At 69.2% G+C, this 17,966-nt stretch carries 4 protein-coding genes; all 4 read right to left on the bottom strand.

Annotated elements, in window-relative coordinates; genetic code table 11:
- Positions 1–4: 4 nt before the first annotated feature.
- Positions 5–1,369 carry a phthiocerol/phthiodiolone dimycocerosyl transferase family protein gene (locus tag H0264_RS14775; RefSeq protein ID WP_181584491.1) on the bottom strand — a complete coding sequence of 455 codons (1,365 nt, stop codon included), beginning with the start codon at positions 1,367–1,369 and terminating at the stop codon, positions 5–7.
- A complete protein-coding gene (locus H0264_RS38595) occupies positions 1,366–15,258 on the bottom strand; it encodes an amino acid adenylation domain-containing protein (protein WP_420832061.1) in 13,893 nt (4,630 codons plus the stop codon). The genes H0264_RS14775 and H0264_RS38595 overlap by 4 nt, the downstream gene beginning before the upstream one ends.
- Before the next feature lie 471 nt (positions 15,259–15,729).
- Positions 15,730–16,341, bottom strand: coding sequence for a DUF305 domain-containing protein (locus H0264_RS14785; RefSeq protein WP_244976190.1), 612 nt, complete (start codon positions 16,339–16,341; stop codon positions 15,730–15,732).
- Positions 16,331–17,848, bottom strand: a complete 1,518-nt coding sequence (locus H0264_RS14790) for an LVIVD repeat-containing protein (protein WP_181584492.1) — start codon at positions 17,846–17,848, stop codon at positions 16,331–16,333. The genes H0264_RS14785 and H0264_RS14790 overlap by 11 nt, the downstream gene beginning before the upstream one ends.
- Positions 17,849–17,966 lie beyond the last annotated feature (118 nt).

A 17,966-nucleotide genomic window follows, 5' to 3' on the forward strand; every position in this document is an offset into this window, starting at 1 on the left:
GTTGTCAGCCTTTCCGTACGGCCGGTTCCGGCCGGGTCAGTTCACGGGACAGGATTTCGAGCGAATCATCGGCGAGTTGCCGGGCGCGGGCGTCGGAGACCGCGCCCTCGATGTAGGTGAAATTCCAGTGCAGCACACCGTGACTGGTGTTCACGGTGGCCACGAAGTAGCCGCTGATCGAGATGCCGGCAATGAACTGCGCACCCGAAAGCACCCAGTCCCCGGCCTTTTCGGGGAAGTCGTAGCGGCCGATATTGGAGATGCACACATTGCCCGGACCGCGCTGGTCCAGCAGCGCCACCGTGCGGGCCGAGGCGGACACCGACTCCGGCGTGGCCAGGCGCAGCAGGGCGATCAGGGCCAGGTGCTGGCGGAAACGTTTGCGGCGCAGCAGGTCCTGATTGAGCTCGCGGGCGACGTCCCACAGGTCGACCTCCCCGAATCGCGGGAAGGACGGGACCGTGCAGACGTAGGCCCCGGCCTCGTCAGGGCTCACCACGGGGTGCAGTTCGCCCCGGAAGTCGATGGGTGAACCGATGCCGATCCGGCCGTTCTGCCCCGGCGCGACGGCCCGGCCCAGGGCCAGCGCCATGGCGGCGGTCAGCGCGCCGTGCACCGTCACACCCTCGGCGCGGCAGCGCTCGATCAGCGCTTCCAGCTGGTCGCCGGACAATTCGCGATGCCACAGGCGGGTGCGGCGGGAGTGCGCGTCCACCACGGTCTGCGGTTCGAGCCGGCGGGGACGGGTCACCAGCGACACCGCCTGGTCGGCGATCGCGGTGCCGACGGCCCGGATCAGGCCGCGCACACCCTGGAATCCGCTGGGCAGCAACTCCTCCAGGGGCGGCAGGGGCGGCCGATGCGCGGCGGGTCCATCCGGCGGGTTCCCGGCGGCGTACTCGACCAGATCGCGCAGCAGCGCCAAGGCCGTTGTGCCGTCGGCGATCACATGCGAGACCGTCAGGATCAGGTCGTGGTACTCGCCCGGAGTTCCGGGCTGATGGGCGATATCGACGATCCGGGCCAGCGGGCGGGTGCGCCAGTCCAGTGCGGTGCCCAGTTCGGTGGTATCGACCTCGTACTCCCAGGCGTCGGTGGCGGCGGCGGTGGGAGTGACCGTGCGAATGGGGATTTCGGGGTTGTAGACCGGTACGAATTCCGGATTCCTCCCCTCCGCGTCGGCCGCGATGCTCACCCGCAGCAGCGGATGCTCCGCGGCCAGGTCGGCCGCCGCTCGGGTCAGCGCCGATTCTGCCAGCGCACCGGAAAGCCGTACGCGGGCAATAACATTCAAGGGCGAGATCTGATCGGCGATCCAGTACCACCGCTCCATCGGGCTCAGTGGCCGGTGCACCTCGGCTACCGTCATCGGTTGCCCACCTCCGCATTCCGGGATTCGGCGCGATCGAGGACCGCGGCCAGCTGCCGGGCCACCTCGACCACGTGGGGACGAGACATCATGGTCAGGTGATCGCCCGGGACGGCGACCACCTCGAGTTCCCGTGCCGCCCAGCGATCCCAGCCATTGGTGGGACTGTCGAACATGCTGCCCACCCGATGGTGTGCGGCGTGCGCGGCGGGCGGCAGGGCATCGCGAGCCCGCAGCACCACGAGGTCGCGGTCCAGCGGGGTCATCGGATAGCGCACGGTGGCTTCGTAATTGGCGCGGAAGACCCCGTACAGGCGGCGGATCAGCTGCGGTGAGGCGTCACCGCCGACAATGCCGCGGGCAATGGCCCGGGACAGGATCACCTCGAACAGTTCGTCCGAGGTGGTTGCGGTGGTGTCGAATTCCTCCGGGCTCGCCTGCGGGCCGTGGGCGTACCAGAGCAGCTCGGTGAAGAACCAGACGATGAGATCCCGCTCCGGGATCGGGGTCATCGGGGCGTCACCCAGGCAGATGGTGTCCAGCAGCACGAGCTGTGCGAGATCCTGCTCCGGGAGCCGGCGCGCCATCTCCAGCGCCACGTATCCGCCGAACGACCAGCCCGCTAGGTGGTACGGGCCATCGGGGTGGGTGCGGCGGATCGCTTCGATGTAGGAGCAGGCGAGTTCGGTCATATCGTCGAGCGGCGTGGTGCCCGGTTCGATGCCGGTTGCCCGGATACCGTAAACCGTTCGCCCGGCCAGGTTTTCGGCCAGCTCGACGTAGCAGAGCACATTGCCGCCGATGGGGTGCACCAGGAACACCGGTGCCCGGTCCGGATCGCCGGTGCGCAGCGGCACCAGTGCATCGAAGGAGTCTTGTACCCCGCCTGCCCGCACCACGGTCGCCAGTCCGGCGGCCGTGGGGGTGGAGATGAAGGTCTCCAGCGGAATGTCCACGCCCCAGCGGTTGCTGATCGTCATGGCCGCGCGCATGGCTCCCACCGATGTGCCACCGGCCTCGAAGAAGCTCGTATCCGCGGAAAATGCGGTGGCACCGGCGAATTCGGCGAGCACCTCGGCAATGGCCCGCTCCTGCTCATCGGCGGGTGCGCGGCCCACGGCCGGCTGCTGCCGGGCCTGGACGGTGGCCGCCGCGCGCAGGGCATGATCGTCGCGCTTTCCGTTCGGCAGGACCGGTATCGCCTCGAGCCAGTGATAGCGGGTTGGAATCATGTAGTGCGGCAGTACTTTCCGCAGTTCGGCGGAGACCGTCGAGGGCTCGGGACGATCCGCGCCACCGACCAGGAAGGCCGCCAGCACCGCGTCGATCCCATCCCGCTCCAAGGGCAGCACCGCCGCCGACTCGACCCCGGGCACCCGCGTCAAGGCGAGTTCCACCTCGGCACACTCGATCCGGTAACCACGCACCTTCACCTGGGTATCGCCGCGACCGAGCCACACCAGCTCACCGCCCGGCAGCTCGACCCCGAGATCGCCGGTGCGATAGAGACGTTCACCGTTCTCGGTGGCGATGAACCGCTGTGCGGTGAGCGCGGCACGGTTCTCGTAGCCCTGTGCCAGGCAGGCGCCGCCGAGGTAGATCTCCCCGGTGACACCCCGCGCCACCGGTCGCAGCTCTGAATCGAGCACCCGCACCCGCACCCCGTCGATGGGGCGGCCGATAGGGGGCAGCGCCGGATATCGGTTCGGCTCCCCCGACATCGAATACGCCGTGGTGACATGGCATTCCGTCGGCCCGTACTGGTTCTCCAGCACCAACCCCGGATTCGCCGCACACAGCGCCCGAATCTCCGGCGTGACCCGCAGCTGATCCCCCGACGAGAGCAGCGCGGTCAGCGTGGTCGGGAACTCGCGTGTGGCAACGGCGGCCTCCGCCAGCCCCTGCAAGGCCACGAACGGCAGATGCAATCGCTCCACCCCGCCGTCGATCACCGTGCGCAACAACGCAACCGGATCGATCCGCCGCTTCTCCGAAATCAGTCGCAGCGTCCCGCCCCCACACAGTGTGGAGAAGATCTCCTGCAATGACACATCGAAACCGAGCGGCGCGTACTGCAACGTCACAGCGCCGGCGCCGGTCGCTGCCCGCAACTGCCAGTCGACGAGATTCGCCAGCGCCCCATGGCGCATGACGACACCCTTCGGCGCGCCGGTGCTGCCGGAGGTGAACAGCACATACGCGGCCGAATCCGGATGCAGCACCGGAGGAATCCACTCCCGGGCACCCGCGTCGCCTGCTGCGGGCGCGGTGGGCGGCAGCAGGTCGGCGGTGCGGGAGATCACGTGTGCCGGTGTCGCCTGCGCGAGTACCGCTGCCCGGCGCTCGGCCGGATAGCTGGGATCGATCGGAACCAGGGCGGCCCCGGCGCGCATGATGCCGAGGACGACAGCCACGAGTTCGGGGGAGCGGTCCAGCCGGACGGCCACGCGGTCGCCGGGTTTCACGCCGTCGGCGCCGAGACGCGCGGCGATGAGCTCGCTCGTGTCGGCGAGACGGCGGTACGTCCACGACTCGCCATCGTCCACCAGCGCGACGCGTTCGGGGTGTCGTCCGGCGGCCTGCTCGACGAGGCGCACCACGTCGGTGGCTCGCGCCGCGTCCAGGTCCACCGTCTGCTCGGGCGAGCGGGCCAGCGCTGCCAGGATGCCGCTGAACAGCTGGGCGTACTCGTCGCACTGGGCGGCGGTGATCCCGTCGTCGCCGGCCGAGACGCGCAGCACCAGATTGTCGCTGCGAGGGTCGACGGCGGCTGTCACCAGCAGGGCGAAGTTCGTCTGCTCGTCGATATCGACGCCGGTGATCTCCACCTCGGGGACGCCGACCAGTTCGGCGAAGCCGTGGTAGTCGACGTAGTTGAAGGCGGTGTCGAACAGCGGGCCGCCGTGGTCGGCGATCATGGCGCGCAGCGGGAATCGGCGGTGCCGGTGGCTTTCGCGCAGCTGCCGATCGACGGCGCGTGCGGTGTCGGCCCAGGTCGCGGCGGTGCTGTTCGGGTCGAGACGCAACGGCAGGGTGTTGAGGAACAGGCCCGCGACCTGATCGCCGCCCGGCCGTGCGGGCCGGGCGTGCGTGATCACGCCGGTGAGCACGTCGGTCGCCCCGGACATGGCGCGCACGGTCAGCAGGTGGGCGGTCGCCAGGAGGGCCTTGGGCGCGAGGCCCTGCACGGCGGATGCGGTTCGGACGGCTCGCCGCAGCCAGTGCGGGAGCACCAGCGTGCTCGTGCTGGGGCCGGTTTCGTCCTGGGGCAGGTACGGCCGGGCGGAGGGGATGGTGCCGGGTGTGGCGTCGGCGAGCAGTTCCTGCCAGTACCGGCGGGCCGCCGGATCGCGTTCTGCCGCCTGTTCGTCACGGGCGTACTCGGCGAGTAGAGCCGGTGTGTGCGAGGCGGATTCGATTGCGGGGACCGGGAGGCCGATGCGGTGCAGATAGTCCTGGAGGAGTTCGCGGACGAGGGTGGCCACGCTCCAGCCGTCGAGGATGGCGTGGTGGAAGTGCAGGGTCAGGGTGACGCCGTCGTCGGCCGGGGTGACGTGAAGATGATGCAGGGGTGCGGCATTCGGCACGTAGGCGTCGAAGTCGAGGTCGTCCTCGGCGCCGATGGTGAGCGCGTCCGGCACGCTGTGGTGCACCAGCTGTAGCGGGATGGAGCGGCCGGTGAGATCGAAGTCCGAGCGCAGCGCCGGATGGCGTCGCACCAGGGCGGAATACGCCGCCCGGAAGGGTTCCCGCTGCCAGGGCAGACGTAGTCGGTAGCGGAAAACGTCCTGGTAGAGGGTGGATTCGCCGTGTTGCAGGCTGTGGTAGAGCATGCCCAGCTGCAGGGCCGTCGCTGGGAAGGCATCGGCCACACCGGTGAGGGAGGCGCGGTCGATGAGCGGGACGGTCTCCAGCGGAGCGGTCACCGCCGGACCCGCGGCGATCTGCCGGGTGGCGGCGCGGGCCAGGTCGGCGATGGTCGGGCGGGTGAAGAGCTCGTCCAGGTCGACGTCCAGGCCACGCTGTTCGGCGGCGGTGCGCAGTCGCAGCGCGAGAATGGAATCGCCACCGGCGCTGAAGAAGTCGTCGTGCACGCCGATGCCGGCCGGATCGCGATCCAGCACCTGCGCCCAGAGCCGCACGAACTCGCGCTCGATCTCGGTGCGGGCAGCCACGATTCCCGTCGTCGGTCGATCGGCGGCAGGCAGGGCCTTGCGGTCGACCTTGCCGCTGCGTGTGAGCGGCAGTTCGTCCAGGAACTGGATGCGCGACGGAATCATGTAGGCGGGCAGGAGCCGTGTCAGATGTGCGGTCACGTCCTCGGCCCTGGCGGTGCCGACCACATAGGCCACCAGGCCGATCCCGCCGTCTGCGGTGCGCTCGTCGATCACGACGCTCGCGCGCACGCCGGGGCAGGAACCGAGCCGATTCTCGATCTCGCCCAGCGTGATTCGGTTGCCGCGCACCTTGACCTGGTCGTCGAGTCGGCCGAAGTACTCCAGGGTGCCGTCGGCCAGCCAGCGGGCCAGATCGCCGGTGCGGTAGCGGCGGCCGCCGGGGGCCGTCGAATCCTGAACGAAGGCGGCCAGAGTCTGCTCGGGTTGCCCCAGATAGCCGCGGGCCACGCCGATTCCGGCGATGTTCAGTTCACCCGGCACTCCGATCGGGGTGCGGCGGCCGCGTGAATCCAGCACGGACAGTGCGACATTGTCGATCGGACGGCCGATGGGCACGGTGTCGATCCAGTCCGCGCCGGTGGGCGGATCCCAGTGGGAGACATCCACGGTGGCCTCGGTGGGGCCGTAGAGGTTGGCCAGCCGGATATCCAGGCCCAGTCGTGCGCAGAGCTTCCGGAAGCGGTTCACCAGAGCCGGAGTGAGCGCCTCGCCGCTGCACACCACCAGGCGCAGCGACGCGAGATCAGTGGCCGAATCGGCGGTTTCGGTGAGGTGATCGAGGAACGGCCCGAGCATGGACGGTACGAAATGCAGCACCGTCACGCCGTGGCGGCCGACGGCCTCGGCCATGGCGCGCGGATCGCGCTCGGCGCCGGGAGCGAGCACCGCGGCGCGGGCGCCGGTCATCGCCCACCACAGCAGTTCCCACACCGAGACATCGAAGGTGGCGGGTGTCTTGTGCAGCACCACATCGGCTTCGGTGAGCCGATACCGGCGCTGCATCCATTCCAGCCGGTTGACGACCGAAAGGTGCTCGATCATCACGCCTTTGGGGGTTCCGGTGGAACCGGAGGTGTAGATGACGTAGGCGAGGTCGGTGGAGCGGGTGGTACTGCGCACCGGGGCTTCGGTGTGCAGCGCCGGATCGGGGTCGATCCGGCGGATCCCGAGTTCGGTTGCCAGTTCCTCGAATTCGGGCCCGGCGATGATCATCCGCGCACCCGATCCCGTCACCAGCTCGCGCACGCGCAGTTCCGGGTGATCCACGCCGATCGGCACATACGCGCCGCCGGCCATGAGCACGGCGTGCACGGCGACCACGGATTCTGCGCTGCGCGGCAGGATCACCGGAACACTCTGCTCCGGGCGCAGGCCCGCATTGCGCAGGGTGGCGGCCAATCCTCGGGCCCGAGTGCCGAATTCGGCGTAATCCAGGCTCCAGGTGGTGCCGTCGGGCCCGTCGCCGACCAGCGCGGTCAGGTCGGGTGTGCGTTCGAGCTGCGCGGCGATCAGCTGATCGACGGTGGCATCCGGATCGAGCGGTTGGCACGGTCCCGTCTCGAAGTTCGCGATCTGTTCCCGCTCGGCCGCCGAGAGCAAGGCCAGCTCACCGACAGCACGGTCCGGTTCGGTCAGCGAGGCTTCGATGAGCGTGAGCACCTGCCGCAGCGCGGTGCGGAACGGGAAGTTCTCGTCGAAAACATCATCGGCATAGAAGATGTCGACATCCAGCGACCCGTCGCGCTCGTAATCGCGGGCCACGATATTCACCACATCGAGGGAGTAGCCCGCCGACAGCAGTTCGGCCTCGCCGCCGATGGCCTCCGAGCCGGCCAGATCCGGCACTGCCACATAGGAATACGTGACATCGAACAGCGAACCGTTCGTGAAGCCGTTCTCCCGCAGCGCACTGTGCAGATCACCGGCCGGGAAACGCTGGTGCGCCTGTAGTTCCCACACCGCGCTCGCGGCACCCGCCGACAGCTCCAGCACCGGCCGATCCTCATCGACCGGAATCCGCAGCGGCAGCATGTTCACCATGTCGCAGACGGTGCGGAACTCCTCCGGCGTCTGCCGGTTGAGCATCGGCACACCCAGCACGATGTCGCCGTCCCGGTGAATCCGCCGCAGGTACGCCGCGATAGCCGTTGCGGTGTAGGCGAATACGGTCCGCCCCGTAGCGCGAATGCGATCCACCGCAGCCTTGTCGAAATGCAGGCTGTGCTTGTGCCGCCGATGGGTGGCCACGGTCGCCGCACGGGCGAACAGCGCCGGTTCGACCCCGTCCAGCTGCGCGAGCAGACTCGCGCGATCCTTGCCCCATTCCTCCGAATCCCGGTAGCGCTGTAGCTCGTTCACGATCTCGAGATAGCCGGGCGAGGGCAGCTCGGCGGCGGCCGAACCGAGGTAGTCGGCACACAGCTGCCGGATAACCAGCGCCGAGGACCAGCCGTCCGCCACCGCATGATGGAAACGCCCGTACAGCACGAAGGAATCGGTGTCATCGACGAGGATCACCAGCTCCGACAGCGGACCATCCAGCGGCAGCACCGCATCGGTCCGCCGCCGCATCCACTCCTCGGCCGCGCGCCTCGGGTCGGATGCACCGGTGCAATCGACGATCTCGACCGCCGGAACCTCCGGGCTGATCCACTGCGTCATGGCCGCCGCATCGACCCGCATACGCAGCGCCTCATGCCGTTCCGCGCTGCGCCGGACACACCCGCGCATGCGCTCGGCATCGAGCGCGCCCATGATGCGCAGGTACCCGCCGACCTGCGTCAGCGGCAGATCCGGATAGCGCAGCCCCACCGCGACGATGTCGGTCTGGTAGCGGGTGAGCGGCCAGGTCGGCGGCGGGGCGATTCCGGGGTCGCCGACTACACCGTTCTCGGCGGCCTGCAATGGATCCCGGCCAAAAGCATGCCGGGATGACGAGGGTGTGGCGTGCGGGGAGGACGAGGGTGTGGCGTGCGGGGAGGACGAGGGTGCCGCCTGGCCGGATGACGAGGGCGGGAGGGCGGGGGGCTCCGCGTCTATGAGTGCGAACATCTCCTCATCGGTGAGAGCGGGGGTGTTGCTGCCGCTCAGTGCGGCCGTGGTGGTGCCGAGGAGGCCGGGGGCCACCGTGTTCAAGGCTTGCGCGAGGCGTTCGATCGCCTCGGCCAATTCCGGCTGTTCGGCGGGTATGTCGCCGAGGTCGTCGCCCAGGTCGTCCAGGTGATCGGTCAGGGCGGCGATCTGTGTGCGGACCGCTTCCGTGGGATCCGGTGGAGGCGGGGCGATTTGGGTGCGGATGTGCTCCGCGAGGGCGACCGGGGTGGCGTGGTCGAAGACGACCGTGGTGGTGAGCTGCAACCCGGTCGCGGCCTGTAGCCGGTTGCGGAACTCCACCGCGCCGAGCGAATCGAAGCCGAGATCCTTGAACGGGGTGGACGGGGTGATGGCTTCGGGGCCGTCGTGACCCAGTACGGCCGCGGCCACGGAGCGCACGGTGGCGAGGACGACCTGTTGCTGTTCGGCAGCCGTGAGTCCGGTGAGACGCTGCGCCAGCCCGTTCGACGAATCTGACTGTGCCGCAGCCGATGCCGACCGACGGGTGGCCTGCACCAGGCCGCGCAGGATGGACGGGATCGCATTCGCGTCGGCGTCGGCCGCGCGCCGCAGGGCCGCGAGATCGAGGCGGGCGGGGACCATGAGACCGCGGCCGGTGGTGAGGGCGGCGTCGAACAGGGCCAGGCCCTGCGCGGCGGTCATGGGGACGAAACCGGAGCGGCTCATGCGGGCGCGGTCGCGCTCGTCCAGGTGGCCGGTCATGCCGGTGGCGTCGGCCCACCAACCCCAGGCCAGGGACAGGGCGGGCAGGGAACGCTGGCGGCGGTGCTGGACCAGTGCGTCGAGGAAGACATTGCCGGCGGCGTAGTTGGCCTGGCCGGGGGAGCCGAGCAGGCCCGCCGCCGAGGAGAAGAGCACGAAGGCGGCGAGATCCAGGCGCTCGGTGGCGCGGTGCAGGTTCCAGGCCGCATCGACCTTGGGGCGCAAGGCGATTGCCAGCTGCTCCGGGGTCATGGCGGTGAGGACGGTGTCGGACAGGACGCCCGCCGCGTGGATGACCGCGGTCAGCGGGTGCTCGGGGGCGATATCGGCCAGCACCGCCTCGAGGGCCGCCCGATCGGAGGTGTCGCAGGCGGCGATGCGCACCTGCGCCCCCAATTCGGCCAGCTCCGTGGCCAATTCGGTGGCCCCGTCGGCGGCGAGGCCACGACGGCTGAGCAGCACCAGGTTTCGGATGTTGTGCTCGGAGATCAGGTGGCGGGCGAACAGCGCGCCGAGAACGCCGGTGCCACCGGTGATCAGAACCGTGCCGTCCGGATTCAACGCGGTGGGCAGGCGCAGCGCCAGCTTGCCGGTGTGCCGGGCCTGGCTGAGGTAGCGCAGGGCCTCCGGTGCGCGCCGCACATCCCACACCGAGACTGGAAGGGGTTGCAGCGTACCGGCTTCGAACATGGTCAGGAGCTCGGCCAGCATTTCCTGGACCCGGTCCGGACCGGCCTCGAACAGATCGAAGGCCCGGTAGCGCACACCCGGATACTGCGCGGCGATCTGCTCCGGGTCCCGGATATCGGTCTTGCCCATCTCCAGGAACCGGCCACCACGCGGCAGCAGCCGCAGGGACGCGTCCACGAATTCCCGTGCCAGCGAATCGAGTACGACATCCACGCCCGCACCGCCGGTGGCGGACAGGAACCGCTGCTCGAACTCGACGGTGCGGGTATTGCCGATGTGCTGCTCGTCGAAGCCCATGGCGCGCAAGGTGTTCTGCTTGCCCGGGCTGGCCGTGGCGTACACCTCCACGCCCCAGGCGCGGGCCAGCTGGATCGCCGCCATGCCCACACCGCCCGTGGCGGCATGCACGAGAAGCGTTTCCCCGCTGCGCAATCCGGCCAGATCCCGCAGACCGAAGTAGGCGGTCATGAACACCGCCGAAGTGGTGGCCGCCTGCTCGAAGGTCCAAGCGTCCGGGAACCGCCCCAGATACCGCTGATCGGTGATGACCTGCGGGCCGATGCCCTCGAAGATGCCCATCACCCGATCACCCGGCCGCAGTCCGGTCACATCGTCGGCGACCTCTACGACCACACCCGCACCCTCACCGCCGATGTCGGCGCGCGGGTCGGCGTACACGCCCAGCGCGATCATCACATCGCGGAAGTTCACGCCCGTGGCGCGCACCGCGACCCGCACCTCACCGGCCGCGAGCGCCCGATCGACTTCGGGCCATTCCTCCACCGACAGCCCGGCCCCGTCGAGCGTCCCGCGCCCCCGCGTGCGCAGCCGCCAGCGCGGTTCCGCTGTCGCCCCGATATTCCCGATCAGATCGGTGTCCGCACGCACCAGACGCGGCGCGAACGCCAACCCGCGCCGCACCGCCAACTGCGCTTCACCACTGGCCACCGACGCGGCGACGGCGTCCTGCCAGACCTCCGGAGCATCGGTGTCCACGAGGAGAATTCGGCCGGGATTCTCGGTCTGCGCCGACCGCAGCAGCCCCCAGCCGGGCGCGTGCTCCAGATCGAGGACATCCTCACCCTCGGCCACCGACACCGCGCGGGCGGTCACCACGACCAGCGTCGACGAGCTGAACCGTTCGTCGGCCAGCCATTCCTGAACACGCGACAGCAGCGTGGCAAGTTCGGCGTGCACTGTTGCGGCCATGGCCGGCTCGGTGTCCACTACGCCGGCCGCAGGGGATTCCATCCCGTAGCGCAGGACGGTGATCGGGCGGGCCGGGATGTCGGCGGCGAGGGGGAGCTCAGCCCACTCGCGTGTGTTCGGGGCGGCGCCGGTGATCTGCACCGGCTGCCAGTCGACGCCGTGCAGGCCGTCGCGGGCGGTCGTCGTGTGTGCGGCCAGCTGGCTGCGGGAGATCGAGCGCAGCACCAGGGCGTCGATGGCGGCGACGGGTGCGCCTGCGGCATCGAACAATTCGAGTGCGACTCGCTCCTCGCCGCGCGGGAGGATGCGCACGCGCAGGGCCGTCGCGCCCACCGCGTAGACGGAGACGCCCTCCCAGGAGAAGGGCAGGCGGATGCGGTCCGGGTCGCCGGTGCTCAGCTGACCACCGAAGCCGAGTGCGTGCAGGGCCGCGTCCAGCAGGGCCGGGTGAACGGCGAATTTGTCCGCGCCGGGAGCGGATTCGGGAAGGGCGACGTCGGCGAGCACCGTGTCACCGGTCCGCCAGGCGGCGCGCAGGCCACGGAAGGAGGGCCCGTACTCGTACCCCTCGTCGCCCAGCCGGTCGTAATGGCGGGAGATATCGATGGATTCGGCAGTCGGCGGCGGCCAGGCGCCCAGGGTCCCGGTGGGGGCGGCATCGGCGGCGACAGCGCCCTCCGCGTGCCGACTCCACGCGGCCGAATCATCCTCTGCCGGACGAGAATAGATGCGAACGGGCCGAGCGCCGGTGGCAAGCGGCTCGGCCACCACCACGCGCAGGGTGAGTCCACCCTGCTGCGGCAGCACGAGCGGCTCGCTCAGCACGAGTTCCGCCACACGCGGATGCCCGGTCTGCTCACCGGCATACAACGCCAGCTCGGTGAGCGCGGCACCCGGCAGCAGCACGGTGCCGTGCACCGCGTGATCGGCCAGCCAGGGATGGGTATCCAGTCCCAGCCGCCCGGTGAAGGTCACCGCTGCCGATTCTGGATCATGTAGTGCCGCAGCGAGAATCGGATGTCCGAGCGGCGTGAGCCCCAGCCCCGCGCCGTCGCCGGAACCGCCGTCGTCGGTGATCCAGTAGCGCTTGTGCTGGAAGGCATAGGTGGGCAGGGCGATTCGCCGAGCACCGAGCGCGGACAGTCGTGCGCTCCAGTCCGGTGTGAGTCCGCGAACCTGGGCCTGCCCGGCGGACAATAGGAATCGCCGCATCCCGCCGTCGTCTCGGCGCAGCGATTCCACCACCGCGGCTTCCGCGCCCCAGCCGGCGATGTCCAGGGTGTCCTGAATCGCGGTGGTGAGCACGGGATGCGGGCTCACCTCGAGGAACGCGCGGTACCCCAGCTCACCCGCGGCCCGCACGGCCTCCTGGAAGCGCACCCGCTGCCGCAGATTCCGATACCAGTACTCAGTTCCGAGCTCGCCGGTGCTGATCCGCCCGCCGGTCACCGTGGAGAAGAACGCCACATCGCTGACCTTCGCCTGCACCCCGGCCAGCTCGGAATGCACTGCCGCACTGATTGATTCGACATGCGCCGAATGCGAGGCGTAGTCCACCGGTATCCGCCGCACCCGCAGCCCGCGCTCCTCGCCCACCGCGACCAGCTCGTCGCACGCGCCGGAATCACCCGAAACCACCACCGCGGCAGGACCATTGACCGCCGCGACCGACAGCCGCCCCTGCCACGGCTCGATCAGCTCGGCAACCTCATCGGGCGTGAGCGCCACCGACACCATGCCGCCGCGTCCGGCCAAGGCCGTGATCGCCCTGCTGCGCAACGTCACCACTCGCGCCGCATCCGCCAGACTCAACGCCCCCGCGATGTACGCCGCCGCGATCTCCCCCTGCGAATGCCCGATGACAGCCGCCGCCCGAACCCCCATCGACTCCCACAGCTTCGCCAGCGAAGTCATCACCGCGAACAGCGCGGGCTGCACCACATCCACCCGCTCCAGATCCGCCGCCCCCGCCCGATTCCGCAGCACATCGGTCAAAGACCACTCCACATGCGCCGAGAATGCCCGCTCCACCTCCGCGATGTGGTCGGCGAAAACCGGTGCGCCGTCCAACAACTCACCGGCCATCCCCACCCACTGCGACCCCTGCCCGGGAAATACGAACACCGCCCCGCCAATGGAATCGACCGCCCGCGCGGCCACAACCTGCGCCGAGGGTTCCCCGGAGGCCAATGCCCCCAGCCCACGCCGCACCTCTTCCCGATCCCGCCCGACCACCACGGCTCGATGCTCGAACCGGGCCCGCCCGCCGGCCAGCGAATACGCCACGTCGAGCGGCTCGAGTTCCGGCCGCCGCTCGAACCACTCCGCCAGCCGTGCGGCCTGATCGGCCAGCGCCGCCTCGGTCCGCGCCGACAGCGGCAAAGCAACCGCCGGGAGCTCAGCGTTCTCCGGGAGCGGGGTGCCGTTGATTGCGACCCGCCCGCCACCGGGCGCACCGTTGGCGGCCACGCTCCCGTCGAGCGAGACCGCTCCGGTCGAATCTGCGCCGTTGGGCAGCCCGGTGCCCTTGTCATTCCGGCGAGCTGCCAGGTCGGAAGCCATGGTGGCCGAAGGCACGTCGTCGCCGGGCGCGTGCGAGTCGGTGGGGGTGGGCGCTTGCTCCAGCACCACGTGGGCATTGGTGCCGCTGATGCCGAAGGCGGAGACGCCCGCGCGGCGGATGCCGGTGGGGGATTGGGGCCAGGGCATGGTTTCGGCGACGGGCCGTACGGTGCCGGAAGACCAATCCACCTGGGGTGTGGGCTCGTTCAGGCCGGGGATGGCCGGGACCACGCCGTGGCGGATGGCCTCGACCATTTTGATGACGCCCGCGACACCCGCCGCCGCCTGCGCGTGGCCGATATTGGCCTTCATGGAGCCGAGCAATAGGGGCTGGTCGGGGGAGTGGGCTTGGCCGTAGGTGGCGAGCAGGGCATCGGCTTCGATGGGGTCGCCGAGGCTGGTGCCGGTGCCGTGGGCTTCGACCACGTCGACGTCTCCGGGGGTGAGGCCGGCGTCGGCCAGTGCGGCGCGGATGACGCGCTGCTGGGCGGGGCCGCTGGGGGCGGACAGGCCGTTGGAGGCGCCGTCCTGGCCGATGGCGGTGCCGCGGATGACGGCGAGAACGGGGCGGTTCTCCCGCTGGGCGTCCGAGAGGCGTTGCAGGACAAGGACTCCCACGCCCTCGGAGACGCCGAAGCCATTGGCGGCGGCGGAGAACGGCTTGCACAGGCCGTCGGGGGCCAGCGCGCCGAGGCGGGAGAAGCCGACGAAAATGCTGGGGGAGCAGGCCACGGTCGCGCCGCCGGCCAACGCCAGCCCGCATTCGCCGGAGCGCAGCGCTCGCACGGCGAGATGGATGGCGGCCAGCGACGACGAGCAGGCGGTGTCGATGGTGGCGGCGGGACCGTTGAGGCCCAGCACATACGAGATGCGGCCGGACGCGACGCTCACCGTGGTGCCGGTGGTCAGGTGCCCGGCCAGCCCGCTGTCGTCGCGGTAGACGCGCGCGCCGTACTCCTGCGCGCCGACGCCCATGTAGACGCCGGTGTCGCTGCCCGACAGCGACTTCGGGTCGATGCCGCCGTTCTCCAGGGCCTCCCAGGTGGTTTCCAGCAGCAGCCGCTGCTGCGGGTCCATGGCGAGGGCCTCGCGCGGGCTGATGCCGAAGAACGCGGCGTCGAAATCGCCCGCGGTGTCCACGAAGTGGCCGCGCCGCACATAGGTGGCCCCGGGGCTGTCGGAGTTCGGATTGGTGAGGGCGGCCATATCCCAGCCGCGATCGGTGGGCAGGTCGGCAACCGCGCAGCGTTCGCCCGCGACGAACTCCCAGAGTCCGTCCGGCGAGCTGATCCCGCCCGGGTATCGGCAGCCCATGGCCACGATGGCAACGGGTTCGGAGCGCTGTGCCACCAGCTCGCCGAGGCGGCGGCGGGTGTCCTGCAGCTCCCGGGTCGCTTTTGTCAGATACGAGCGAAGTGCCGCGTCGTCAGCCACGCAAACCTCCTGTGCGCACGGTCCGTTCCCCTGCGAATGGACGCGTGTCAGTGCGTAAATGCGAATCCGCAATGCGGATCACAAGGAAGCCGCCACAGCCGATTCCGGCCGCGGCAACAGGTATCCCACTGCCCTCGGGACGAAACACCGACGGATTGCCGATCGGTGTGCGACAGCACCTCGATGTGCTGAATTCATGTGGTATTCAATCGCATTGGATCGAATACGAACTGTTTGCCCTATCGGGCCCCACGATACATGTCCGGATGTTGCTCCGGTAGTGCTCGGTTCGCTGAGACTCCTTCGATCCAGACCCTTCGCATCATCGGCTCACGTATCGAAACATACTCTGGCGCATCGTATCTCGCACTACCTACGGTGCGCTTGGTCGCGGGCACAGGGATGTCGCGGTGCGCTTGTGCCCAAAACCAAGTAGCGTATGATTCGCGCATTCCCGGGGTGCGCCGATTCCTATGGATAGGGCAGTGGATTCGCCTCCCGCGTCGCGAGCAAGGTTGTCATGACCCCTATTTCGGCGGCCTGCTGCCGCACTATTTCGAGTGCGGTGCGCTTCACCTGGGCATTGCTCGCGTGGTCATAGGCGAACTGCGCCATATCCACGCCGCCGCGATGATGTCGCACCATCAATTGCAGGAAAAGCACTTCCGCGTCGGTGCCGCGCGATCCGGCCAGCCGGGTGATCTCGCCGGTGCTCGCCATGCCCGGCATATGCCCGCCGCCGTGCTCGTGCCCGCCCATCCAGCGCATGGATCCGTCGGAGGTGCGCGGCAGGTCGGACAGGTCGAGCCACCCGCGCATCATGGCGATCTCCGCCGTCTGCGCGGTGCTCATCTGATCGGCGAGTGCGCGAATCTGCGGCGTCACCTCCCGCGCCAGCGTCTGCGCCAGCAACACCGCCTGATCGTGGTGCGTCGACATGTCCTGGGCGAAGCCGATATCGACGTCGGTGAGCCGCACCCCCTGCTGCGTCTCGGGCGGCGCACTCCAGCGTCCGAGCCCGAACGCCGCCAGCACCAGCAGCAACACCGCCCCGGTGCGCACCACCCGCGCGCTACGAGCCAATGGTCGAATCCTGGTCCACCGGAGGTGAATACACCGAGGCGTCGAGCTCCAGCACCATGAAACCGTTGTCCGAGCAGGTGGTCCACAACTGGCTGCCGTGCCACTCCGGGGGCGACAGGCACCAGTCGGCCGAAAGATCCCCGAACACCGTCTGATTCAGCCGCGGTCCGAACAGCACATTCGGATCGATGCGCCCCTGCAACGCATCCCGCACCAGGGGCACCAGTGCGAACAGTGGCAGCCCCAGGTTCGAGGAGATCCCGTGCGGCGAATTGGGCAGCACCGCGCCCTTGCCGGTCTGGGCGGGCGGGTTGTAGTACGCGATCTCCCGAATGTCCTCGAGCCGGCGCACATCGAACACCCGGATCCCGGCCTGCCCCCACGAACAGGCCAGCGCCGTCGGATCATTCGGCCGATCGGCCGCACAGTAGTGCGAGTCGTACGAGTACGCGGAACCGCCCATGGCGGAACGCCATTGGTCATCGATGTTCCCCGGCAGGTTCACCTCGAGCTTGAGCGTCCGCACAATCCGCGGATTTCGCGGATCGGCCACATCCAGGATCTTCACCCCGCCCGACCCCGCCTCGTCCGGCGTGAAGATGTACGGCCGCCCGTCATAGGTGACCGGCACGCTGTGCTGATTGAACAGCCCGTCCGCCCACAGATAGGTAGCCAGCTGCGGCACAGCGGGATACGGATCCCGCCGCTGCACCGCACTGATATCCAGAATATTGATCCCGGTCTGCACCGACAGGAACATGGTGTTCCCATCCGGACTGATCCCGAACCCGTGCTCGGTCAGCGCCTGCACGCTCTGCCAGATGATCCGCGGATTCGCCGGATCACGCACGTCGATCGCACTCAGCACCCCCGGCCCCACCCCGGACGCCCAGTAGGTATTGCCATCCGGTGAGAACCCGCCCTCGTGCGACAGAAACGGCAGCGGCATGGTCAGATTCGTGCCCACCCCCGGATTGAGCAGCCGAGGATGCGCGCAGTCGGAGATGTCGTAGATCGAGAAGTACGCCGTCCCCATGGCCACCGGCACCGCCGTCGCGGCCAGCAGCTTCCGCTCCTTGTTGACCTTCAACGACTCCCACGTACCGCCCAGCATGGCCGGTTCATCGAGCGAGGCCGTCCGCACGGGATTGGCCGGATCGCTCACATCCAGCACATGCACGCCCGGGGCGGCCGGATCGAGAAGATTCCCGGGGAAGAACGTACTGGTGTACGAGCAGTGGTCGTAGGTGACCGACAGAACCCCGCCGCCCTGCTCCTGCAACCCGCCAATCTGAAACAAGTTGCATGAATATCCCAGCCTGCTGCGCCCGTTTCCGCGCTCCTCGGCGGGCACATCCCCCTGTAATCCGTTCTCCGGCGACGATCCCGGCCCGCAGTTCGCCCGCGGCACCGATACCGAGCCGATTTCGGTGGCGGTGAACGTCTCCGCCCGCGTTGCGCCGGGTGCTGTACCAGCGAACAGAGCCACTGCGATGGCCGTTGCCACGCCTCGAATCCGCGTCGACACATCGCCCCCTTCCCTGGCGAAATGTAACGCGTTGCAGCGTATGCGACGCGGGTGTGCGCCGGGAGTGGAATGAGGGGTGACAGAACACGCCAAAAGC

The sequence above is a fragment of the Nocardia huaxiensis genome (assembly GCF_013744875.1).
GTDB classification, from domain to species: domain Bacteria; phylum Actinomycetota; class Actinomycetes; order Mycobacteriales; family Mycobacteriaceae; genus Nocardia; species Nocardia huaxiensis.

Excerpts from the sequence above, each read along its gene's own strand:
- H0264_RS14775 (WP_181584491.1), bottom strand. The coding sequence starts at position 1,369 with ATGACGGTAGCCGAGGTGCACCGGCCACTGAGCCCGATGGAGCGGTGG.